Origin of the sequence: Rhizobium cerradonense (genome assembly GCF_030182455.1) — a bacterium.
In the GTDB taxonomy this organism is placed as follows: Bacteria; Pseudomonadota; Alphaproteobacteria; order Rhizobiales; family Rhizobiaceae; genus Rhizobium.
Genome location: NZ_JAQJCK010000001.1, coordinates 772,062 through 795,177, shown reverse-complemented (window position 1 = coordinate 795,177; position 23,116 = coordinate 772,062). Strand labels below are relative to the sequence as shown.

The window sequence follows — 23,116 nt, the reverse complement described above, 5'->3', positions numbered from 1 at the left end:
CTTAAAGCGCGTTCAGCAATGATTGTGTCGCCCAGCCGTCAGCGGGAAGGCCGAGGCGAAACTGTTCTTTTTGAACGGCGACGCGCGTGCCCGAGCCGAGAATACCGTCTATCTTGCCGACATCGTAGCCGCGTGCCGAAAGCTTGGTTTGAAGCGCTTTCATATCGACATCGTTCAGCCCCGCTTCCGGTGTGCCTTTGTTATAGGTTGGAGCGCCAGCAAAACGTGTGGCGAAATAGGCTGCGGACGTCGTGTAGATGAACGACTGGTTCCATTCCAGATAGGCGTTGTAGTTCGGATAGGTCAGGAAAGCCGGGCCTTTGCGGCCCTGCGGCAGGATGAGGGCGGCCGCCAGGGAACCGAAATTGGTGTTACCGTCGCGCGGCTTGACGCCTAGCTGGAACCAGTCGGCGGCCGTGAGTGGGCCGCCCAGGCCGGATTTCTCCCAAGGCAGATTATCCGGCACCGTGACTTCCTGCAGCCAGGGTTGGCCGCGCTGGAAGCCCAGGCTTTGGATGTATCGGGCCGTCGTCAGAATGACGTCGGGCGCGCTTGTCTTCAAATTGACGTGGCCGTCGCCATCGCCATCAACACCGAAAGCAATGATCGAGGGCGGCAGCATCTGCGTCTGGCCGATTTCGCCAGCCCATGCACCGGTCGTGGTTTCCGGATCGGCATCGCCATGCTGCACCATTTCAATGAATGCGATCAGACGAGGGCGGAAAAACTCGGGGCGCCGGCAGTCGTGCGAGAGAGTAACGAGCGCGTTGCGGGTGTTGAAATTGCCCTGAACGGCGCCAAAATCGGTTTCCATCGCCCAATAGGCGGTGATGACGCCGGGCGGCACGCCGTAGTCCTGCTCGGCCTTGGCGAAGACGTCGGCATACTGCTTTATCTTCTGGCGGCCGATGTCGAGGCGGGCCTGGCTGACAGTGCGCTGCGAGAATTCGAGGAAGGTCTGGCGGAATACGCCCTGGCTACGATCCATAGCGAGGACCTTCTGGTCGATCTGCGCGCCGGCCAGTGTCTTGTCCGCGGCCGCAGCATCCGCGCCAGCCGCGGTGGCCTCGGCCTTGACGCCGGCCAGGAAGGAAGAGAGATCACCGCCGCAAGCCACCTGCGGGGCATTGGTTCCACCTGCATTCGCCGCCGCGGTCGGGGTCGCGTTCTGCGCCATTGCCACACTTGCCATGGCTGAAGCGAAGACAAACGCGAGTGCGCTGCGTCGAATGGTATAGGGGTCCATAGGCGATCCTCTTTGCTGATAGAATAGGGTCGCTTTCACAGAAGATTGTGACAGAAGCAAGAGAGAAATTCAGGTAGTCTCAAGAATTTCCTTGCTTCTCTACTGCCGCCACCCAGTTGTGCCAATTCTGTTCGGAACCGGCAAAAACATTGATGTCCGTTGGCCCCTTGATGCCTGGAATTACGCCTGTCGACGTGTATTGCCAGAATGCCCAGGAGCGATCGGCATAGGTCGCCGTCGGATGCTTTGCGACCGAGCGGACCCAGAAGTGATAATCCTTGAAATAGCCGGCAAGATTGTCGCGATGGAAGTCGACCGACGTATAGATGATCGGGCGCTTGCCGTAATAAGCCTCCAGGCGGTCCATGAACCGCTTGATCTCTGTGCGCACCGTCTGCGGATCCGGCCGGGTGCGGCAGGTCTTGGATTCGGCGTTCCACTCGACGTCGAGCACCGGCGGCAGCATCATTGCATTCTTCGGCACATTGTTGATGAACCAGTCGGCCTGGTCGTCCGCTGTCGAGCAGAAATAGTAGAAGTGATAGGGGGCGTACGGAATGCCGGCGCTATTGGCTTCCTGCCAATATTCGTTGAAGCGGGGATCGACCCTATCCTTGCCTTCGGTCGCCTTGATGAAGGCGAAGGCGACGCCGGAACTCTTCACCGTCCGCCAGTCGATATCGCCTTGCCATTTCGAGATGTCGATGCCGTGAATGGGGTGGCGCTCCGGATGGTCGCGACCGAAATCCTGCGGCTTCGTATCCTTGAAACGCGTCTTCGGTATCGACGCGGTCTGGAAGCTGTCATAACCCATGGTGCAGCTATTCAGCAGGAGGGCGAGCGGCAGTAAGCATGACAGAAGCCTGCGCATGGATATCCCGTTATGGCGCGAGTAATCTTGCTGCCCCAAGACTTGGCTTCCGTGATGTGTGGTCCCCAAAATCCAAAAGAGGCAAAGGACCAAGCTGTTTGTCAGCCGGCCCTTGCCACTTTTTCACCATATCAACGTAAAAAATGCGTTATCTTCAAGTAAATTCTTATACTTGGAATGCCGCATGAGCGGATTTCGTGCCGAATTCCACTTTTTTTGCTAGGCGGCCGGCTTAATGACGACAGCTCTCCATGCATAACCCCGGCCGATTTCTTCGAATACCAGCTTCGCGCCGCGCGCCGCGACTCGCTCTTCGAGCACGGCGCGGAGGTCGGCGCGGGGGGTGACGTGGAACTTTGTCAGCCAGCCTTTCAGCATGGTGCGGAACCAACCAGGCAGGCGCTCCTGTTGGCCGAAATCGACGATGTGCAGTTCGCCGCCGGGAATGACCGCGTTCAGCGAAGCATCGATCGCGCTCTTCCAGTCCGGGATCATCGAGAGTGCGTAGGAAATCATGACACGATCGAAACCGTCGACACCGAAATCACCAGCCGAGAAGGCAGTGGCGTCGGCGACGCGGAAATCCGGTACTTGTTTCAGCCCGCGAAAATTATTGCGGGCCGAAATCAGCATCTCTTGGGAGATGTCGAGGCCATAGAGTCTCGCCGAGGGAAAGCGACGATGAGCCAGCAACATGTTGCGGCCGGTGCCGCAACCCACTTCCAGTAGGGAGCCGCTCAAAGGCACGTTGAGGTGCGCAATGGTGCGATCGCGGCCGAAGAGGTAATATTTGCGGGTCAGGTCGTAGATGTGCCGCTGGTAACGGTACATGCCGTCCATCAGTCCGGCATGGTTCTTCGAGCTTGTCTGAAGACCTGTATCCGCCTGGCTCACGCTTTTTTCCCGTAGATGTGGAAGCCGCCGTAGATCGCCGAGCGGTCGCGGACGTTAAGCTCCTGCGAGCGCTCTTCGAAATAGACCCACTGATCGCGAATGGCGGGGGAGAGGCGACCTTCGATGATGCTCTTTTCGGCGGCGGTGCGGAAAATGACGCGGGCGCCTTCGCGGGCCGTGCGGGTAATTTCAGCCCAGAGGTCGTTGAGCTGTTCGTCGGTCATCCAGTCCTGGGCGTCGAGCAGGATATAGCGGTCGCGCGAAGCGGCGGGCTTGGAGGCCAGAAGCTCCGTGAAGTTGGCATGATGCACATCGACGCGGTCGGCATTGGCGCGGATTGCGGCGTAGTGCTCAGGCCGCAGATAGGTCGGCAACGGGCCTTGGTGTTGGGAGGCATAGCGCCGCGCAAAGGCCTGCCAGGCGAAATAATTGTCCCGCATCGGGAAGTGGCAGGCCAGCTTTTCCAGGCGGTGCTTCAGGACGCCAGATATGGAATCGTCACCTGCGAGGCTCGCAAGTTCGTCATATTGTTGCGGCGGGATGCCGAGGCCGAAAAGCGAGCTCTTACGGCCGAGTAGCCAGCGGACCATCGGCTTGTCGAAGATCGGCGCAATTTCGTTGTCGAAGAACTGCCGCTGTTCGCGGACCGTGCGGGCTTCCGTCATCTTGCCGAGGCGGACGCCGTGCAGGCGGGCCAGCACATGGGCGGCGCCGATGAAGCGGCCGAGCAGGCCGGTCTTATAGATGTTGCGGTTGAACACCGTGACGCGGCGGCGGCCATACATGTCGCGGCCATCCCAGTGAGCGGCGGTCGCCGGATCGAGACGCGGCGCGATGAACTGATCGTATGCCTGGCTATTGGCGCTAACGTCCGGCGTGCCGAAGAAGCGCACGAGATCGGCATGTCCGGGTAGCAGCCGGAAGGCGGCGAGCTTGAGCTTGTTCAGCGCGATGTGGTGACGATTGAGGTCGACGACATCGATGGAAGCCGGGTTCTGCGAAAGATAGGCGAGCATGTTGCAGCCGCCCGAGCCGATTGTGACGATGCGGTGGTGCGGCTGCAGCTCCATCGCCTCCATGTCGATATCCGGATCCTCCCAGATCTGCGGATAGACAAGGCCGGAAAACAACATGCCGAACAGGCGCTCCGAAAAGCCGGCCTTCGACAGAGCCTTGTGTTGCAGCAGAGCGTCCTTGAGTTTCCGATTCTTGTGGAGACCGGCATCCGGGGCAAATTCCGTCATCTGAGTCTTGTCACCGATTTGTCAGGTTCAGCGCGTGTAACCCGGCAATGCTACAGTCTGATGACGTGGACTGTTGGCAGACCCGGCCGGTAGGGCCGTCACGGTGATATTTGCAAGGCTGTGGCGACGATAGGTCTTTCACATTCCTGCATTTCCTGATTGTCTCCGCATTCCTTCGGAGGGTGTGTGATATGCGTTTAATATCGAGAGTGGTCGGGGCTCTTGTTTTTTTGCTGCTGATCATTGTCGCGGGCGGTGCGGTCTGGCTTTCGGTCTGGCCACCGGAATTGTTGAGGGTCGGGGACGGCTATGCCGCCAAGATCGTCTGCTCGAATACCTTTATCGCCAAGCGCGATCCCGAGCGGATATTGGCGGATGACGTGCAGGCGCCGGGCAATCCGGCGCTGAAGCTCGTTCGGGTTTCGGTCAATCGAGAGGAAGGCGTGGTAACCGCCCGCTTTCTCGGCATGTTTGCACCAAACTATGCGCTCTACCGCGGCGCGCTCGGCTGCACGACGGTGCCGGACGGCGATCTGCCGGCGGCGCGCAGCGCGGCGTTCCTCAATAAGATCAAAGCGGCCAAAAGCGATTCTCCTTGGCCGGATGGCGATAAGGCCGTGCTGGGCCAAGACGACACCGGCCTCGCGCTCTCCAAGCTCCTTGCCAATCCGGACTTTGCCGGTCCCGCCATGCGCGCCATCGTCGTCGTCAAGAACGGCCGCATCATCGCGGAGACCTATGGCGAGGGATTCGACAAGGGCACGCCTTTGATCGGCTGGTCGATGACGAAGACCGTCAATGCCGCCATCATCGGCCGCCTCATGCTTTCCGGCCGCATGTCCTTCGACGATCAGAATCTTTTGCCGCAATGGAGTGCCGACGCGCGCAAGAACATCAAGCTCAGCGATCTCCTTAGCATGGAGAGCGGTTTGGCCTTCAATGAGGGATATGGCGCAGTCTCAGACGTGACGCGCATGCTCTATCTCGATCCGGATTCGACCAGGGTTGCCTCGAGTGCGCCTCAAGAGGCGGCGGCAGGCGAACGATTCAGCTATTCCAGCGGCACGGCGACGCTGCTCTCTCGGATTTGGATGAACAAGCTTCCCAATGAGAGTGCGGCGATCACCTATCCGCGTGAAGCGTTGTTTGCGCCGCTCGGCATGTTCAGCGCTGTGTTGGAAGCCGATGAGCGCGGTACTTATGTCGGCAGTTCCTATCTTTATGCGACGCCGCGCGACTGGGCGCGCTTTGGCCAATTCCTGCTGCAGGATGGTGTCTGGAAGGGCCAGCGCCTGTTGCCGGAAGGCTTTGTTGGCGCGATGCGCACTCCGACGACGGCATCCGAAGGCATCTATACGCAGGTTCAAGCCTGGCTTGCCGGTCCCGGTGGTTCGGATGCGCAGTTCGGCCTGCCGACGGATACGTTCTGGATGCTCGGACATGATGGCCAGAGCGTCGCCATTGTGCCGTCAGCCAATCTCGTGCTGGTGCGCATGGGGCTGACGCCGGGCTGGCTGGACTATAAGCCGCAAATTCTACTGAAGAGGATACTGGATATAATCAACGCCGGTCAGGACATGGCCCAACCGGCGCTGGCGAAATGATCCGGGATAATCAGTAATTGCCTTGCGCGACGTCCGGCAGGCCCTTGCGCTTGGCATCATAATAATAGCCGCGCGCATAGAGCTGAACGGCATTGGCTTCTTTGGCCTCGGCCTTGTTGTCGGCCACCATCCATGCGCCGCGCAGATATTTCGCGGCATATTTGATGTTGGTCTCGGCATCGAGTAGGCCTGCAGGCGGACCGTCGTAGCCCATGGACTTGGCCGTGTTGTATCTAATCTGCATCAGGCCAAAGTAACCGCCGCGGTTATATGCCTTCGGATTGTAGCGGCTCTCGCGATGAACGACGCGATGGATCAAAGATTCCGGAATTTCATAAAGCTTGGCATATTTCTGGATGAGCTTCGAAACGTAGCTCTTCTCCTCCGCCGGCACGTCGGAATCGTAATTCTGAGGGGTCAGTACCGCCGAAACGACCGTCGGGCCGCTGGCATCGAAGTTGAAATCATAATGCATGCGGGTGTCCGCATAACCCATGCCGGCGATCTGCATCGGCGCGGCATAGGCGACTTCGGCAGGCGCCATGATCGGTGCATCTTCGCCCGGGCGGGGCGTCGGAACGACGGACTGAATGGCCGCCACGTCCGACGTCATCGGAATGGTCGCCTGACCCTGGGTCGCGGAACCTGACACCGGCAGCAGCGCGGTATCGCCTGGACGTGCCGGGTTCGGGATCGGGATGGCGACGACGGTGGGAACCACGGGTTCGTCGGAGGCCGCATAAGCGGCGGCTGCGGATGTGCCCGCTGCGGGCGCGCCGGTTACGGCCGCTATCGCGACAGTACCCTGGTTCGCTGCATTCGGTGCATTTGCCACCGGACCAACCATGCGGTCCTGGGCTGCCTGAATCTGATTCGGAGCCACCGAACCGGCGCCAACCCGGTCCGACTTCATCAATGCTGCCTGCTGCTGAGGCTGAATCTGCTGGCCTGTAGCTGGTGTGGTGGAAGCCACCGCTACGCCGCCTGTGGTCGACGCAGCACCGACCGGAGCCGGGTTTGTATTCGGATGCGGCACGTTGGTTTGTGCCGACGGGAGTTCTGCCTGGGACGTCTGCTGCTGAGTGCTTGCACACCCTGCGAGGACGCCGCACATCATTGCCGAAAAGGCAACGCTGCGCTTTAGGCTGGGAAATCCGATCGCTACCATTCTGTCACTTTCGAAAAAACCAAACCGCCCTGCGGTGCAAATCAGCCACAGGGTTGATAAATTTATGAATCCCCCATTAACCTATCCGTGATCGCCCCGCAACCCTGGACAGCATCAAGCGGCCAACCGGCGATATCCGGCGGTCACTGCGCCGGCGGCTATCAACAGGGTTCCGCCCGTCCGGTTAACGGCGCGTTGCACGCTTGCCTTGCGAATAAAACCGCGCGCCATATCGGCGATGAAAACGTAGAGCAGGGAGTTCAGTGCTGCCAGAGTGAGGAATGTCGCCTCCAAAATAACGGTTTGCTGAAGGAAGGGCTTCGACAGGTCGAGAAACTGCGGCACGAAGGCGATGAAGAAGACAATGCTCTTCGGGTTCAAGGCGGTCACAACGTAAGCGTGCAGTAAAATCTTGAGCGGCTTTTCCTCGGGAAGATTGTCATTGTCGCCCATCGGGCCGGTCACAATCGGGGCGCGCCAGAGCTTGATTCCCAGAAACATCAGGTAGGCTGCGCCGATCAGCTTGAGAATCGTGAACAGAGTGGCCGAGGTGGCGAGAAGGGCGCCGAGACCAGCGAGCGAGGCAGTCATCGCCGTGAAATCGCCAAGCGTTACGCCGGTCACCGTTGCCAGCGCCGTCTTACGACCGTGGCCGAGTGCATATGAGATCACAAGGAGAATGGTCGGACCGGGTATTGCCAGCATAATGCAGGATGCGGCGGCGAACGCGAGCCAGGTTTCGATGGACATGGAATCCTCCTCTATTCCTATTCGCCGCCAGCAAAGACATTGGATTTGCGATCCGTCAATTAGGATTGCGCGTATTTTTGCCCGATGTGATCCATGACTTCGGCGAACCACGGCAGGGACAGATCAAAGGGCTTGCCGCCCTTGATGCGCGGGAATTCGATGGTGCGCAGCTTGCCGCCCTGGCCTTCGTCATGGCCGGTGACGCCCGAGATCTTATTCAATGCGCTTTCGACCGCGAGGTCGACCATGCCCTGGATCAGGCGCAGGTCGTCGCCGTTAGCGGGCGCCGAGCGGGCAAAATAGCCCGACTTTTGCACCAGGGAGCGCTCTGCGCCGAGCAGGGTGGCGAATTGCTTCTGGAACCAGTTGCCGACATTGATAGTGTCGATCTTCACATGACCGAAGGCATCGCGCTTGATGGTTTCACCGGCAGCTTCCCGCTCGGCCACGATGGCCTCGAGGCCGGCGCCTTCCGAAACGAACAGCGTCACCTGGCCAGTCTTGTCCATAACGGCCTTCAGGCGCTCGGCTTCTGCTTCGATGTCGAAGGCCATTTCCGGGAGATAGAGGCCGTCGATGCTCTTCATGGCGGCATTCATCATGAAGCCATCCACATATTCATTGGCACTGGTCTTCTGAATATAGGCGCGGGCTGTCGCCGCCGTCAGCCAGCCGCAGCTTCTGCCCATGACTTCATGGATGACGAGGGTGCGCGGAGCGGCGGTCTGTTCGTTGCTGACATTGTCGAAGAAATGCGCGCCGACTTCGGCCGCCGTCCAGGCGCCGAGGGACTGGCGGATCGGCACGACATCGTTGTCGACCGTCTTCGGCAGGCCGACCACGGTCAAGTTATAGCCGTTGGCGCCGAGGTAGGCGGCAAGATCGGCTGCGGTCGTGTTGGTGTCGTCACCGCCAATTGTATGGAGAATGGTGACGCCGTCGGAGGCGAGGCGCTCGGCGGCCACGCGCAGCGGATTTTCGCCTTCCTTGACGAGACCGCGTTTGACGCAGTCGGCGGCGTTGGTGAGCTTGACGCGGCTGTTGCCGATCGGCGAGCCGCCGTAGCGGTGCAATAGATGTGCACGCTCGCGCATGCCAGGCGTCACCTCGATGCGGTCACCCAGCAGAACGCCCTGATAGCCGGAGCGATAGGCTATAATGTCGAGATCGGGCGCAACGTCGCTGTAGCGCTGGATCAGGCCGCCGACCGCAGAGGAGAGACAGGGCGCCAATCCGCCGGCGGTGAGCATTGCGACTTTCTGTTTGGCCATGGGTATCCTCCTCGCAGCCGGGCTGCCTCATTTCGGTGATTGCCTCGGAATGGATGCGACAGGCGGGCATGGCTGTAAAGTAAAGAATTTAAGAAATGCGTGCTTGCTTTTTCATCCGGGCAATGAGTTGCCCGATCCGGCGGAATCGCAAATCACAGCTTCGAACACGCCATCATTACCGAATTGTGAAAAGTGTTTTCGTCTGTGCGACCAATGGACTCCTTGCAATCGCAACCATTATTTGATCAACGTGTTTCTATTCAGAAGGGGTAATTGAGACCATCATGTCGTTTTGGGAAAAATTGCTGAATGCTGTTGGTGGCACCGCTGGCAATGCCCTGTCGGCAGTGGTCGAAGCCATTCGTACGCTGTTCGAAGGCGATCCGGAGACCCGCCGCAAGGTGGCCTTTTCCGTCGCTATCATCGCGCTTTCCGCCAAGATGGCGAAGGCCGATGGCGTGGTGACCGAAAACGAGGTCAACGCCTTCCGTGAGATTTTCGAATTTCCGCCGGATCAGGCGAAGAACGTCGCACGTCTTTATAATCTGGCACGCCAGGACGTTGCGGGCTACGAGGCCTATGCAGAAAAGCTGTCGTCGCTCTGCGTCACCTGCGCGAAGAATTGCCCGGTGCTGGAAGACGTGCTCGATGGTCTCTTCCATATCGCCAAGGCTGATGGTCTGATCCACGAGAAGGAAATGGCCTTCCTGCAGCATATTGCTCAGATCTTCCATATGAGCGAGCAGCGTTTCGAACAGATCATGGCGCGCCATGTCAGCGCCGGCGGCCGCGATCCCTACAAGGTGCTCGGCGTATCGCCCCAGGACGATTTCACGACCATCCGTCGCCGCTATCATGGCCTGGTCTATGAGAATCACCCTGACCGCCTCGTCTCGCGCGGTGTGCCGGAGGAATTCCACCTCATCGCCAATGAGCGCATGGCGGCGCTCAATGCAGCCTACGCGGAAATCGAGAAAGAACGCCGCGCTGCATGAGTTCCTTTGCGGCAGATTTTTCCGGTGCCAGCGTGCAGCCGTCGCCGAACCATGGCGAGCGGCGGGACGGGCGCAAGCCAGACATGATCCTGCTGCACTATACCGGCATGGGCACGGCCGAAGGCGCGCTTGATTGGCTCTGTCGCGACGAGAGCCAGGTGTCGAGCCATTACTTCGTCTTCGAGGATGGGCGGGTGATCCAGCTCGTACCGGAGGAACGTCGTGCCTGGCATGCCGGCAAGAGCGTCTGGCATAACGAGGCCGACATCAATTCGCTGTCGATCGGCATCGAAATCGCCAATGCCGGTCATCCCGGCGGGCTGCCGGATTTTCCCGATGCACAGATCGAGGCGGTCATCGAACTGTGTCGTGATTGCGGCCATCGCTGGGCGATTTCACCTGAGCGTGTGCTTGCACACTCCGATGTCGCTCCTGTTCGCAAGGTCGATCCGGGCGAAAAATTTCCGTGGGCGCGACTGGCCGAAGCGGGCGTCGGCCACTGGGTCGAACCGACGCCGATCACCGGCGGGCGGTTCTTTCAGAGGGGCGATGTCGGGCAGCCGATCGAGGCTTTGCAATCCATGCTCTCGCTCTATGGTTATGAAACGGAAATTACAGGCGAATTCTCCACAAAACTGGCGGGAGACGTCGAGGCTTTCCAGCGCCATTTTCGCCAGGAGCGAGTGGATGGGATCGCCGATTTTTCGACCATCGATACACTTCATCGTTTGCTGTCCGCGCTGCCTCGCTTCTCCTAAGGGTAGGTGGGCCTCGTTTTTACGGTGGAATAGACGCCGTAACGCTCAAAATGCGTAACGTGCTTCAGCGCCACATCATTTCCCTATTATCTCCGCATTGGGCTGGTCTAACGGCGCCCGCTTGAACGGCGGTCGCGCAAGTTAGTTTGTGTGTCGCGCGGCCGTAAAGAATAACGGGGACCGTGAACTCCGGCGGCTCTTTTTGCCTCCCGCCGGACTGATGGCTTGTGCTGTCCACGGTTCCGCGCTCGGAGACAAAAGACTAAATGAAAAATCTGATTGTTGCGGCGGCAGCGTGCGTGAGCGTACTGCTGACAGGATATGATTGCGCCTATGCCGACCCCCACGGCGAGAAAACCCAGACCGTCCCCCTGCAGATCATTACGCGTACGGTCGGCTATCCAATGCCGAGTGTCCCCGCCGAATTGAGAGATGCGGAAAACTCCTTCACGACGCAAAATCCCTATTCGGCGCTGATTACCAAATACGCTAAGCAGAACGGCGTGCCGGTCGAATTGGCGACCGCGGTCATTCAGATCGAAAGCAATTTCAATCCAAAACGGCGCGGTAGTGCCGGCGAGATCGGCCTGATGCAGATCAAGCCCACGACCGCAAAGCTGATGGGCTATTCGGGCAGTGCCAAGGGACTTTACGATCCCGAGACGAACATCAAGTTCGGCATGAAATACCTCGCCGCGGCACAGCAACTTGGCGGTGGACCAACCTGCAACACCATCCTCAAATACAATGCCGGTCATGCAGCAACGCGCATGAATCCGGTCTCGCAGAAATATTGCGGTAAGGTGCTGGCGCTCCTCGATTAATCGCCGCTTTTAAGAGGATTGCGGGTGGGGCGGACTCGCTTTCCATGTTATCGAATTTGCGATCATTTGCGAGGGACATAACATGGCAGCGGATTTCAGGTTCATCGTCGTCGGTCGAGGAATGATGGGGGCTGCTGCCGCGCGCCATCTGGCCAAACAGACAGACGGCATAGCCGTCATCGGCCCGGACGAGCCCGAAGACCGTGTGAACCACCAGGGCGTTTTCGGCAGTCACTATGACGAAGGCCGGATCACCCGCACCATCGATCCCGACGCCGACTGGGCGCGGCTCGCCAACCGTTCGATCGGCCGCTATGCGGAGATCGAGCGCGACAGCGGCATTCAATTCTACGCCCCGGTCGGCTGCCTTGTGGTCGGGTCCAAGCGTGGCGGCGCCCATGACTACGTCAGCAATGTCGTCGATGCGGCAGCTCGGCTCGGTGTCCGGACGGAGCTTCTGGACGACGCTGCGCTGAAGGCGAAATTCCCCTTCTTCTCCTTTGCTGAAGGCAGCGAGGGCGTCTACGAGCCGAAAGGCGCGGGACATATCAGCCCGCGGCGGCTGGTGAAGGCACAGTCGTTGCTGGCGGAGAAGGCGGGGGCTCGCGTCATCAAGCAGACGGTTGTCTCGATCCGCGACGAGGACCGTCTGGCGGTCGTCACAACGGCGGAAGGCGAGACGTTCCGGGCGGAGAGAGTCCTGCTTGCCGCCGGCAGTTTCTCCATTGCCGAGAATCTGTTGCCGCAGCCGGTTGAAGTGAAGGTTTATGGTCGCACTGTGGCTTTCTTCGAGGTGGGCGAGGCGGAGGCCGAGGCGCTCTCGGCCATGCCGTCGCTGATATCTTCGAGGCCTGACCATACCGACAGCATCTACCTGCTGCCGCCGATCCGCTATCCTGACGGGAAATACTACATCAAGATCGGCGGCGATCCAGACGATCTCCAGTTCGAAAACGAGCCGGATTTGCGTAAGTGGTTTCGAACCGCCGGTCGCGACAAGGCACGCGATCACCTGACGCGGATCATCCACGACCTGGTTCCGAGCCTGACAGGGCCATCGACGTTCACCAATTCCTGTGCCGTTTCCTATTCGCCGACTGGCTATCCCATGATCGGTTACACGTCGTCACCACGCGTAGCGGTGCTAACGGGTGGCTGCGGCACGGCGGCGAAGAGTTCGGACGAGATCGGCAGGCTCGGCGCCGAACTGCTGCTCGAAGGCCGAATCAAGGACGACGGCTACCGCACGGATTTCTCTGCACATTTCCGTACTTAGGTCCGAACGGAAATAAAGCTGCATATTTCGATGGCAATTGCCGGCGCTCTCGGCTAATGGAGCCCTGCCAGTTGGCCGGGCAGCCGCGCCTCACCAATGCCGAAAGGCGGTGGGGTGAGGAAAGTCCGGGCTCCACGGAAACACGGTGCCGGATAACGTCCGGCGGGGGCAACCTCAGGGAAAGTGCCACAGAAAGCAAACCGCCTGGTCTTCGGATCGGGTAAGGGTGAAAGGGTGGGGTAAGAGCCCACCGCGTCTCTGGCAACAGCGGCGGCACGGTAAACCCCACCGGGAGCAAAACCGAATAGGGATGACGCGGATCGCGAAAGCGGTCCAGCCCGTTTCCGGGCCGGTCATCCGGGTGGGTTGCAAGAGGCGGCGCGCAAGCGTCGTCCCAGATGAATGGCTGCCACGTTCCGGCCTCGGCCGGAGCCATACAGAACCCGGCTTACAGGCCAACTGGCAAATCATATTTTCGACCGGCGTCGATGCTCGTCATTGCCCTGTGGAAACAATTTCTCAGACCGCCAAAAGCCTTGGTTTTTCGGTCTTCCGACCGTGTCGGCGGAGGGGTTTTCGTCTGTGAAAACAATCCGTTTTGGATCGGCGGTTCAGGGCGATCATAACCTTTCGTTAAACTTAACGGGTTATGAATATTCAGGCTGTGGCCACGTCTCTGTGGCTTCATCCCATTGACGCCCATATGGTCCCATGGTATCCCAAAAGCACACTGCACAAGGGCAAATCATCGCCCATTCATCGCAAAGCCATGATCCCTCCTTTCTTGGGGGTGTCGGAAGAGTATTCTCTCTTTCGGCTTGCGAAGCTGTGTCCGATTTTGGCTATGTCTGCGGGCGAATGATCGCCCGTAAGTCATGGGAAACGGGTGTTTCGCGTCATGAACCGCTTCCTATCGAATGCGACCAACAGGATCGATGCCAAGGGCCGGGTATCCGTGCCGGCGGCATTTCGTTCCGTGCTGGCGGAGCGCAATATCCAGGAGCTGTATTGTTTCCAGGATTTTGTGTTTCCGGCGATCAGCGTCGGCGGTCTCGATCTGCTCGATCGGTTCGAGCGGCAGATTGCGGCGGACGATCCTTTTTCGCCGGCGGCGAACCAGATGTCGCTCCTCATTCACGGGGGCGGGGTCTTTATGAGGCTCGATGCGGAAGGGCGGCTGATGGTCACGGATTTTATCCGCGGTTTCACCGGTATCGCCAACGAGGTGACCTTCGTTGGTCGGGCGGATCATTTTCAACTGTGGCAGCCGGAGGCTTTTCAGGTCTTGCAGGCGCAGGCACGAGAGGAGCGCAAGCTGGCGGGCAGGCGCTCAGAATAGAACGGGGAAACGGAATGGCGGCGAATCCTGGCGGAGGCTCGACTGATGCTGGTGGCGGACCGGTTCGTCACATTCCGGTTCTTCTTGCTGAGGTGCTTGAGGCGCTGGCACCGGCCGCCGGCAAGGTCATTCTCGACGGCACGTTCGGTGCTGGTGGCTATACCTCTGCTATTCTGTCTGGTGGTGCCGATGTGATCGCGCTCGATCGTGATCCGACGGCGATCGCGGCGGGGCAGGCGATGGTTGCCGCTCATGCGGGTCATCTTTCACTTATTCGTTCGCAGTTTTCGCAGCTTGCCGATCATGCGCCGCAGGGTGGGCTCGATGGTGTCGTGCTCGATATCGGTGTCTCTTCCATGCAACTCGACGAGGCCGAGCGCGGTTTCTCGTTCAATAAGAACGGCCCGCTCGACATGCGCATGTCGGCAAGTGGCGTATCGGCCGCCGATGTCGTCAACCGCGCCAAGCTCGCCGATCTCATCCGTATCTTCGCCTTCCTCGGGGAAGAAAAGCAGGCGCCGCGCATTGCCCATGCGATCGAAAAGCGTCGGGCGGAAGCGCCGTTCGTTACGACCCGCGATCTCGCTGGTCTGATCGAGATCGTCACGCCGCGAAAGGCCAAGGACAAGATCCATCCGGCGACCCGTGTTTTCCAGGCGCTGCGCATTTTCGTCAACGACGAGCTTGGCGAATTGGCGCAGGCGCTGTTTGCGGCCGAGCGCGTGCTGAAGCCCGGCGGGCGTCTGGTTGTCGTTACCTTTCATTCACTGGAAGACCGGATCGTCAAGAAGTTCTTCGCCGATCGCTCCGGCCGTGCCACCGGTTCTCGTCATATGCCCATGGTTCATGAGCGGCTCGCGACCTTCGATCCGATCGGCAAGTCGATGGTTTCGGCAAGCGATGCGGAAGCGGAGGCCAATCCGCGGGCGCGTTCGGCCAAGCTGCGCGCGGGTCTTCGCACCGCTGCGCCCGCCGAGGCTGCCGATCTCTCGATCTTCGATCTGCCCAATCTCGCCAGTCTCGGAAAGCTCGGAGGTTGATATGCTGAAGACTTTTGACATCGTCCTGATTGGCGTCATGACAGCGATGGCCACCGTGACCTACACGATCAAGCATCGTGCCGAACTGAAGCTCGAAGAGGTTCACCGCCTCGAATCGGAAATCAAGCTGGAGAAGGACACGATCGAGCTTCTGAAGGCGGATTGGGCGCTGGTCGTGCAGCCAAACCGCCTGGAGCGATTGGTCAACAACTACAGCAGCGAACTCAAATTGCAGCCGACGCTGTCGACGGCGATTGTTCAGCCGAGCGAATTGCCGATGCTCCGCTCGCAGGTTCCGCCGGAAACCGTCGCCGATGCCAAGGATGCCGCCACGCCTGACAAGACGACCAAGGCCGGAAATGCGAAACCCCACTCGAGCGCCAGCGCGGCATCGAAGAGTGGCGACACGACGGATGCCGAGATCAGGAAGGCGATCGCCGATGTCGCCGCCGCTCCCGCGCCGCGTCCGGTCGCCAAGGCGCCGTCGCTGCTGAAGCGCAAAAAACAAGAAGTCGACAATATCGCAACGGGATCGGTGGACGAGTGATGTCTTTTCTTTCGCGCATCATGGTCTTGAAAAGCAAGGCACATTTCTCCACCGACGGCAATAACCGCCCGAATGACGGCTTTGGCCGTTCGACCTTCGAAGGTGCCCGTAAGCGCAAGTCTAATCAGGCCAAAAGCCGCGTCATTCTGTTGGTTGCGAGCTTTGCCGTTGTCTACTGCATCATCGGCGGTCGTCTTGCTCAGTTCGCCATGACGCCGCCGGATACGACGTCGAGCATCCTGCCGCCGGACCGGCTGATGGCATCGCGCCCCGATATCGTCGACCGCAACGGCGCACTGCTTGCGACCGATATCCGCACGGTGTCGCTGTTTGCCGAACCGAACAAGATCATCGATCCCGATGAAGCGGTCGAGCAATTGCGCACCGTGCTGCCCGATCTCGACACCAAGGGCACCTATAAAAAGCTGGCCGTCAAAACCTCGCATTTCGCCTGGCTTCGCCGCCAGTTGACGCCGAAACAGCAGAGCCAGATCCTGGCGCTCGGCATTCCCGGCATCGGTTTCCGTCCGGAAAAACGCCGCTTCTATCCCGGCGGTTCGACCGCTGCCCATATTCTCGGCTACGTCAATATCGACAACCGCGGCGTCACCGGTATGGAGAAATATATCGACGACCAGGGGCTTGCCGATCTCGCGGCTGCCGGCATGACCACCGACCAGCCGCTGCAGCCGGTGAAGCTGTCGATCGATCTTCGCGTGCAGGACATCGTGCATGACGCCGTCGTCAATGCCGTCAATAATTTCCAGGCAAAGGGTGCCGGTGCCGCGGTGCTCGACGCCCGCACCGGCGAAGTGCTGGCCATGGCGTCGGCACCCGATTTCGATCCGAATTATCCGAACGAAGGCGCTGCAGAAGGCTGGCTGAACCGTATGACGAACGGCACGTTCGAAATGGGATCGACGTTCAAGACCTTCACCATGGCGATGGCGCTTGATGCTGGCAAGGTGACGCTGCGCGATGCCTTCGACGCCACCAATCCGATCCGCATCGGCGGCTTCACCATTCACGACTTCCACGGTCAGCATCGTGTGCTGACGGTTCCGGAAATCTTCCAGTATTCGTCCAACATCGGCACGGCAAAGATTGCCGACATAGTCGGTATCGACGCGCACAAGGAATTCCTGACGCGGATGGGGCTGCTCACCAAGTTGAACACCGAGCTGCCGGAAGTGAAGATGCCGACGCAGCCGCGCGTGTGGAAGAAGATCAACTCGATTACCATCTCCTTCGGCCACGGCGTCTCCACCACGCCGCTGCAGACAGCGGTTGCCGGTGCGGCTCTCGTCAATGGCGGCAAGCTGATCGAGCCGACCTTCCTGCCGCGGACCCGCGAACAGGCCGACGCGATCGCCAAGACTGTCGTCAAGAAGAGCACGAGCGACGACATCCGCTTCCTGCTCGATTTCAACGGCTCCAAGGGTTCCGGCCGCGCCGCTCGCGTGCCCGGCTACGATGTTGGCAGTAAAACCGGCACGGCCGACAAGGTCGTCAACGGCCACTATTCGCATACGCTGAACTTCAACACCTTCCTGGCTGCCTTCCCGATCGACAATCCGCAATATGTCATCATGACCTTCTGCGACGAGCCGAAGACCGGTGAACATGGCGGCACGATCTCGGCATACACGGCGGCGCCGATCGCTCGCGATATCATCGCCCGGGCAGCGCCGATCCTCGGAATCCAACCGAGTTTCGGAAACGGTAACTCCGCCTTGCTGGTGTCTTATTAAGCGTGAAAGAATAAACGGGTCGATTCGCGAGGGGCGGACTGATCAAGAACGAAAAGTATATTCGATGAACTTGCGGGATATTGCCGGAAATGCGTTTCCGGAACTCAATGAACAAATTGGCGGGACACTTGGCGATCTTGAGATAACAGGCCTTTCCGCCGATAGCCGTAAGGTTGCGCCCGGCATGGCTTTCATAGCTGTCGCCGGCACGAAGGCCGATGGCGCAAGTTTCATTGCTGATGCCGTTTTGCGTGGTGCATCTGTCATTGTTGCCGGCCAGGGTGCGGTCGCCGCTGGTGCGCCGCTGTTGACCGTTGCGGAGCCGCGGCGTTTCCTCGCCGTTGCTGCTTCCCGCTTTTACGACAGGCAACCGGAGACGATGGTCGCCGTTACCGGCACCGCCGGCAAGACCTCCGTCGCTTCTTTCACTCGGCAGATATGGGCGCATGCGGGCCATCCGGCGGCAATGATTGGAACGACCGGTGTTATATCACCGACGCGTAACGATTACGGTTCGCTGACGACACCCGATCCGGTGTCGCTGCATCAGTTGCTTGCCGAGCTTTCGGATGAGGGCGTCACCCATGCGGCGATGGAAGCCTCCAGCCATGGCCTCGACCAATTCCGCCTCGATGGCGTCAGGCTTGCTGCTGCCGCCTTCACCAATCTCGGCCGCGACCATATGGACTATCACCCGACCGTCGAGGATTACCTGGCCGCCAAGATGCGGCTGTTCAGGGATCTGCTGCCGAAAGGCTCGCCGGCCGTGATCTTTGCCGACGATGCGTGGTCGGAACAGGCGATTGCCGCTGCGCGCAACGCGGGGCAGGATATACGCACTGTCGGCCGCAAGGGCGATTTCCTGGCGTTGAAGCGTGTCGAGCATTTCCGTCATAAGCAGATCGCGGAAGTGCATCTGGGTGACGATATTTTCGAGGTTCACATCCCGCTTGCCGGCGATTTCCAAGTGGCCAATACGCTCGTTGCCGCCGGTCTTGCCATTTCCACCGGCGTTGCCGCGCCGGTTGCCATGGCGGCGCTGGAAAAGCTCTCCGGCGCTTCCGGGCGATTGGAGCTTGTCGGTCATACCCATGATGGCGCACTTGCCTATGTTGACTATGCGCACAAGCCGGATGCCTTGGAAAATGTGCTGAATTCGGTGCGGCCGTTCACCACCGGCCGTGTCATCGTCGTCTTCGGCTGCGGCGGCGACCGCGATCGCGGCAAGCGGCCGATCATGGGCGAAATCGCCTGCCGTCTAGCCGATGTGGTTGTGGTCACCGACGACAATCCGCGCTCCGAAGAGCCGGCGGCGATCCGCGCCGAGATCATGGCCGCGGCACCCTGCGCCACCGAGATCGGCGATCGCGCCAAGGCGATCCGCGAGGCAGTCGGCATGCTGAAATCCGGCGATACGCTGATCGTCGCGGGCAAGGGGCATGAGGAAGGTCAGACGATCGGCAGCGTGACGCTGCCTTTCTCCGACCATGCCGAACTGCGCAAAGCACTGGAGGAGGTAAAGTCTTGAGCTGGCTATGGACAACTGAAGACATGATCGCCGCCATTGCGGGCCGCTCCTTCGGAGTGCTGCCTGAGGGCGTTACGGGGATTTCCATCGACAGCCGTTCGATCAAGCCGGGCGAAGCTTTCTTCGCCATCAAGGGCGATCGCGTCGATGGCCATGACTACGCCAACTTGGCGATGGCGAACGGCGCGGCGTTGATCGTGATCAGCGAGGCGCGGTTGCCGGCGATGGGCCGGCTGACCGTGCCAAAGATCGTTGTCGACGACGTATTGGCTGGGCTCGCCAGGCTTGGCGTTGCCGCCCGTCAGCGTACGCAGGCGAGCATCATCGCTGTGACTGGCTCGGTCGGCAAAACCACCACAAAGGAGATGCTGCGCCGGACATTGTCGCCCTCGGGCAAGGTGCATGCCTCCGTCGCCTCCTTCAACAATCATTGGGGCGTGCCGCTGAGTTTGGCGCGCATGCCTCAAGATACGGATTTCGGTGTTTTCGAGATCGGCATGAACCATCCGGAGGAGATCCGGCCGCTGACGAGAATGGTGCAGCCGCATGTGGCGATCATCACCACGATTGCGCCGGCCCATCTCGGCAATTTCAAGAACATCACCGAGATTGCCGCTGCCAAGGCGGAGATTTTCGACGGCGTCGTGCCGGGCGGTCACGTCATCCTCAACCGGGACAACGATCAGTTCGATTTCCTGGAGCGCGCTGCGTTGGCCGCCGGCGTCGAGCATGTGCACAGTTTCGGCCAGCATGCCAAGGCGGATGTGCGGCTCGCGGAATTTAACGCCTCGGAAGAGAATTCGACGCTGTGGCTGACAATTGGCGGCGAGACGATGGAAGTGGCGATCGGAGCGCCAGGCCGGCATATCGCGGAAAACGCGCTGGCTGTCCTCGGTGCAGTGATGCTCGTCGAGGCCGATCTCGACAAGGCGGTCGATGCGCTGGCGACGCTGCAGGCGGAAAAGGGCAGGGGGCAGCGCCATAAGCGCGCAATCGCCAATGGCTACTTCACGCTGATTGATGAAAGCTACAACGCCAACCCTGCATCCATGCGCGCGGCCATCGCGCTGCTGGCGACATCTTCGCCGGATGCCAATGTCGGCGCTAGAGCGGGCAGGCGGATCGCCATCCTCGGCGATATGCTGGAAATGGGGGATTATGCCCAGAGAGTGCATGCCAATCTTGCCGGTCCGCTGCTGGCGGCAGGCATCGAGCATGTCTGGCTGGCAGGTCCGGAGATGGCGGCGTTGAGGGATGCGCTGCCGGAAAGTGTTCATGTCGAATATCGTGAGACGACGGAGGAGCTCTCGGAATTCGTGATCAACTCGGTCGCCCCTGGCGACGTTTTGATGGTGAAATCGTCGCTGGGGATAGGATTCGGGAAGATCGTGGCAGCTTTGCTTGACAAGTTTCCAGCATTTGCCGACACGGAGCCCCACTCCCATCAGGGGCTTTAGAAAGGGCTCTTATGCTGATCTGGCTTGCCGAACTGTCGGACCACGTTCATTTTTTCAGTACTCATTTCAGATTTCTCAATCTGTTCAGATACATCACGTTCCGCACCGGCGGCGCTTTGTTCACTTCGGCGTTGATCGTCTTCCTCTTCGGGCCGCGAATCATCTCTTCCCTGCGTGTACGCCAGGGTAAGGGCCAGCCGATTCGCGCCGACGGTCCGCAGACTCATTTCAAGAAGGCAGGTACGCCGACCATGGGCGGGCTGATGATTTTGGCCGGCATCGTCGTGTCGTCAATGCTTTGGGCCGATCTTGCCAACGTCTATGTGGTCGCGACGCTGCTGGTGACATTGGGCTTCGGTGCCATCGGCTTCTATGACGATTATCTCAAGGTAACGAAGCAGAGCGATAAGGGCTTTTCCGGCCGCGCCCGCCTCGGCATCGAATTCGTCATCGCCGCCATTGCCGTCTATTTTATGATGAGTACGGCATTGTCCTCCGGTACCGCCGGTTCGACCTTCGGTTCGTCGATCGCGTTCCCGTTCTTCAAGAATTTCATGCTCAATCTCGGCATGTTCTTCGTGCTGTTCGGTGCTTTCGTCATCGTTTCCGCCGGTAACGCTGTCAACCTGACCGACGGTCTCGACGGGCTTGCCATCGTGCCGGTCATGATTGCCGCCGCCTCCTTCGGCGTTATCGCCTATCTCGCCGGCAACTATGTCTTCGCCGACTATCTGGCGATCAACTTCGTGCCCGGTACCGGCGAATTGGCCGTGGTGTTGGGCGCTGTTATCGGCGCCGGCCTCGGCTTTCTCTGGTTCAATGCGCCGCCGGCGGCCATTTTCATGGGCGACACCGGTTCTCTTGCGCTGGGCGGCATGATCGGTTCGGTGGCAGTTGCTACCAAGCATGAGATCGTCATGGCGATCATCGGCGGTCTCTTCGTGCTGGAGGCGCTTTCGGTCATCATCCAGGTCGGTTTCTTCAAGATGACCGGCCGGCGCGTCTTCCTGATGGCGCCGATCCACCATCACTTCGAGAAGAAGGGCTGGACGGAAAGCCAAGTGGTCGTGCGCTTCTGGATCGTTGCGGTCATCCTGGCGATGATCGGCCTCTCGACCTTGAAGCTTCGGTGAGGCGGCGATGATCCCTGTCACCACGCTCAAGGGGAAAAAGGTCGCATTGTTCGGCCTCGGTGGCTCGGGTTTTGCCACCGCGCGGGCGCTTGTCGCCGGTGGTGCCGAGGTGACTGCCTGGGACGACAATCCCGACAGCGTGGCGAAGGCTGCGGCCGAAGGTATCCCGGCCGCCGATCTCAGAACGATCGACTGGAGCGGCCTCTCGGCATTCGTGCTGTCGCCCGGCGTGCCGCTGACGCATCCGAGGCCGCACTGGACCGTCGATCTCGCTCACGCAGCCGGTGTCGAGATCATCGGCGATGTCGAGCTCTTCGTCCGCGAGCGGCGGGCGCATGCGCCGGAGTGCCCCTTCATCGCCATCACCGGCACCAACGGCAAGTCGACCACGACGGCATTGATTGCCCATATCCTGCACTCGAGCGGCCGCGATACGCAGCTCGGTGGCAATATCGGTACGGCCATCCTGACGTTGGAGCCGCCGAAGGCGGAGCGCTACTACGTCGTCGAATGCTCTTCCTATCAGATCGATCTCGCCCCGACCCTCAATCCTTCCGCCGGCATTCTACTCAATCTGACGCCCGATCATCTCGACCGGCACGGCACGATGCAGCATTATGCCGATATCAAGGAACGGCTGGTGGCCGGCAGCGGCGTTGCCGTCATCGGCGTCGACGACAGCTATTCTTCGCTGATTGCCGATCGCGTCGAACGGGCGGGCGGCAAGGTTACCCGCATCTCGCGCCGGCATGCGTTGGCTGACGGGCTTTATGCCGAAGGCAGCCGCATCGTCCAGGCATCGACTGGGGCAACCTCGGACATTGCCGATCTCGACGGCATCCAGACGCTGCGCGGCGGTCACAATGCGCAGAATGCCGCGGCGGCGATAGCCGCATGTCTGGCTGTCGGTGTTTCCGCTGACGATATCCGCGCCGGGCTCAAATCCTTTCCTGGCCTCAAGCATCGCATGCAGCCGGTCGGCCGGCGTGGCCGCGTCGTGTTCGTCAATGATTCCAAGGCGACCAATGCGGATGCCGCCGCACCTGCGCTCTCGAGCTACGATCATATCTACTGGATCGCCGGCGGCCTGCCGAAAGAAGGCGGTATCACGACGCTGGCGCCGCTCTTCCCGCGCATAGCCAAGGCCTACCTGATCGGTGAAGCGGCACCGGCCTTCGCGGCGACGCTCGGCGAGCAGGTGCCCTACGAAATATCCGGCACTTTGGAGCGCGCTGTCGCCCATGCCGCAGCCGACGCCGACAGGGACGAACACGAGACGGCGGCGGTGATGTTGTCACCGGCTTGCGCAAGCTTCGATCAGTACAAGAATTTCGAGGTCAGGGGTGATGCCTTCGTCAGCCACGTGGCTGCGGTCGAAGGTGTCACCATGCTGGTCGGGTCAGCAACAGGAGGCGATTGA

20 protein-coding genes and 1 other RNA gene are annotated in these 23,116 nt (G+C 60.1%); 14 read left to right on the top strand and 7 right to left on the bottom strand.

Going from position 1 to position 23,116, the window contains the following annotated elements:
• Position 1 precedes the first annotated feature (1 nt).
• The 4 genes from PH547_RS03860 to PH547_RS03845 all read right to left on the bottom strand — a co-directional run bounded on the left by PH547_RS03860 (position 2) and on the right by PH547_RS03845 (position 4,255).
• Positions 2–1,246 carry a lytic murein transglycosylase gene (locus PH547_RS03860; protein WP_104823584.1) on the bottom strand — a complete coding sequence of 415 codons (1,245 nt, stop codon included), beginning with the start codon at positions 1,244–1,246 and terminating at the stop codon, positions 2–4.
• Positions 1,247–1,325: 79 nt separating this feature from the next.
• The gene (locus PH547_RS03855) at positions 1,326–2,117 is read right to left on the bottom strand and encodes a glycoside hydrolase family 25 protein (protein ID WP_104823583.1); all 792 of its coding nucleotides are present in this window, start codon (positions 2,115–2,117) and stop codon (positions 1,326–1,328) included.
• A 219-nt stretch (positions 2,118–2,336) separates the two neighbouring features.
• Positions 2,337–3,011 carry a class I SAM-dependent methyltransferase gene (locus tag PH547_RS03850; protein WP_104823582.1) on the bottom strand — a complete coding sequence of 225 codons (675 nt, stop codon included), beginning with the start codon at positions 3,009–3,011 and terminating at the stop codon, positions 2,337–2,339.
• Positions 3,008–4,255, bottom strand: a complete 1,248-nt coding sequence (locus PH547_RS03845; RefSeq protein WP_104823581.1) for a BtaA family protein — start codon at positions 4,253–4,255, stop codon at positions 3,008–3,010. Before PH547_RS03845 ends, PH547_RS03850 begins: the two co-directional genes overlap by 4 nt.
• Positions 4,256–4,446: 191 nt before the next feature.
• On the opposite strand from PH547_RS03845, the gene PH547_RS03840 reads away from it, so the two are divergent.
• A complete protein-coding gene (locus PH547_RS03840; RefSeq protein ID WP_104823580.1) occupies positions 4,447–5,859 on the top strand; it encodes a serine hydrolase domain-containing protein in 1,413 nt (470 codons plus the stop codon).
• Positions 5,860–5,869: 10 nt separating this feature from the next.
• Here PH547_RS03840 and PH547_RS03835 read toward each other — a convergent pair whose 3' ends face one another.
• The 3 genes from PH547_RS03835 to PH547_RS03825 all read right to left on the bottom strand — a co-directional run bounded on the left by PH547_RS03835 (position 5,870) and on the right by PH547_RS03825 (position 9,048).
• Entirely contained in the window at positions 5,870–7,027 is a 1,158-nt protein-coding gene (locus PH547_RS03835) for a transglycosylase SLT domain-containing protein (protein ID WP_104823579.1), read from the bottom strand.
• Positions 7,028–7,141: 114 nt separating this feature from the next.
• Complete coding sequence (locus tag PH547_RS03830; RefSeq protein WP_104823578.1) at positions 7,142–7,777, bottom strand: LysE family translocator; 636 nt, start codon at positions 7,775–7,777, stop codon at positions 7,142–7,144.
• Between the two features lie 59 nt (positions 7,778–7,836).
• Entirely contained in the window at positions 7,837–9,048 is a 1,212-nt protein-coding gene (locus tag PH547_RS03825) for a pyrophosphate--fructose-6-phosphate 1-phosphotransferase (RefSeq protein ID WP_104823577.1), read from the bottom strand.
• A gap of 284 nt (positions 9,049–9,332) precedes the next feature.
• Here PH547_RS03825 and PH547_RS03820 point away from each other — a divergent pair, with 284 nt between their 5' ends.
• From PH547_RS03820 to murD, 13 genes are all read left to right on the top strand, one after another.
• On the top strand, positions 9,333–10,043 hold the full coding sequence (locus tag PH547_RS03820) for a J domain-containing protein (protein ID WP_104823576.1): 711 nt from the start codon (positions 9,333–9,335) through the stop codon (positions 10,041–10,043).
• The gene (locus PH547_RS03815; protein ID WP_104823575.1) at positions 10,040–10,801 is read left to right on the top strand and encodes an N-acetylmuramoyl-L-alanine amidase; all 762 of its coding nucleotides are present in this window, start codon (positions 10,040–10,042) and stop codon (positions 10,799–10,801) included. Before PH547_RS03820 ends, PH547_RS03815 begins: the two co-directional genes overlap by 4 nt.
• A gap of 266 nt (positions 10,802–11,067) precedes the next feature.
• On the top strand, positions 11,068–11,625 hold the full coding sequence (locus PH547_RS03810) for a lytic transglycosylase domain-containing protein (RefSeq protein WP_104823574.1): 558 nt from the start codon (positions 11,068–11,070) through the stop codon (positions 11,623–11,625).
• Positions 11,626–11,707: 82 nt separating this feature from the next.
• Positions 11,708–12,901 carry an NAD(P)/FAD-dependent oxidoreductase gene (locus tag PH547_RS03805; protein WP_104823573.1) on the top strand — a complete coding sequence of 398 codons (1,194 nt, stop codon included), beginning with the start codon at positions 11,708–11,710 and terminating at the stop codon, positions 12,899–12,901.
• A 67-nt stretch (positions 12,902–12,968) separates the two neighbouring features.
• Positions 12,969–13,368: RNase P RNA component class A (gene rnpB / locus PH547_RS03800), an RNA gene on the top strand.
• A 431-nt stretch (positions 13,369–13,799) separates the two neighbouring features.
• Positions 13,800–14,240 carry a division/cell wall cluster transcriptional repressor MraZ gene (gene mraZ / locus PH547_RS03795; protein ID WP_104823572.1) on the top strand — a complete coding sequence of 147 codons (441 nt, stop codon included), beginning with the start codon at positions 13,800–13,802 and terminating at the stop codon, positions 14,238–14,240.
• Between the two features lie 14 nt (positions 14,241–14,254).
• Complete coding sequence (gene rsmH / locus PH547_RS03790) at positions 14,255–15,280, top strand: 16S rRNA (cytosine(1402)-N(4))-methyltransferase RsmH (RefSeq protein ID WP_104823571.1); 1,026 nt, start codon at positions 14,255–14,257, stop codon at positions 15,278–15,280.
• A 1-nt stretch (position 15,281) separates the two neighbouring features.
• Positions 15,282–15,827 (top strand): cell division protein FtsL, encoded by a 546-nt coding sequence (gene ftsL, locus PH547_RS03785; protein ID WP_104823570.1) that lies wholly within the window; start codon positions 15,282–15,284, stop codon positions 15,825–15,827.
• Positions 15,827–17,578 carry a peptidoglycan D,D-transpeptidase FtsI family protein gene (locus PH547_RS03780; RefSeq protein ID WP_104823569.1) on the top strand — a complete coding sequence of 584 codons (1,752 nt, stop codon included), beginning with the start codon at positions 15,827–15,829 and terminating at the stop codon, positions 17,576–17,578. Before ftsL ends, PH547_RS03780 begins: the two co-directional genes overlap by 1 nt.
• A 64-nt stretch (positions 17,579–17,642) precedes the next feature.
• The gene (locus PH547_RS03775; RefSeq protein ID WP_104823568.1) at positions 17,643–19,106 is read left to right on the top strand and encodes a UDP-N-acetylmuramoyl-L-alanyl-D-glutamate--2,6-diaminopimelate ligase; all 1,464 of its coding nucleotides are present in this window, start codon (positions 17,643–17,645) and stop codon (positions 19,104–19,106) included.
• A complete protein-coding gene (locus PH547_RS03770; RefSeq protein ID WP_104823567.1) occupies positions 19,103–20,563 on the top strand; it encodes a UDP-N-acetylmuramoylalanyl-D-glutamyl-2,6-diaminopimelate--D-alanyl-D-alanine ligase in 1,461 nt (486 codons plus the stop codon). Before PH547_RS03775 ends, PH547_RS03770 begins: the two co-directional genes overlap by 4 nt.
• An 11-nt stretch (positions 20,564–20,574) precedes the next feature.
• Positions 20,575–21,696: a phospho-N-acetylmuramoyl-pentapeptide-transferase gene (gene mraY / locus PH547_RS03765; protein ID WP_104823566.1), complete on the top strand. Its 1,122-nt coding sequence runs from the start codon at positions 20,575–20,577 to the stop codon at positions 21,694–21,696.
• A 7-nt stretch (positions 21,697–21,703) separates the two neighbouring features.
• Complete coding sequence (gene murD / locus PH547_RS03760) at positions 21,704–23,116, top strand: UDP-N-acetylmuramoyl-L-alanine--D-glutamate ligase (protein WP_104823565.1); 1,413 nt, start codon at positions 21,704–21,706, stop codon at positions 23,114–23,116.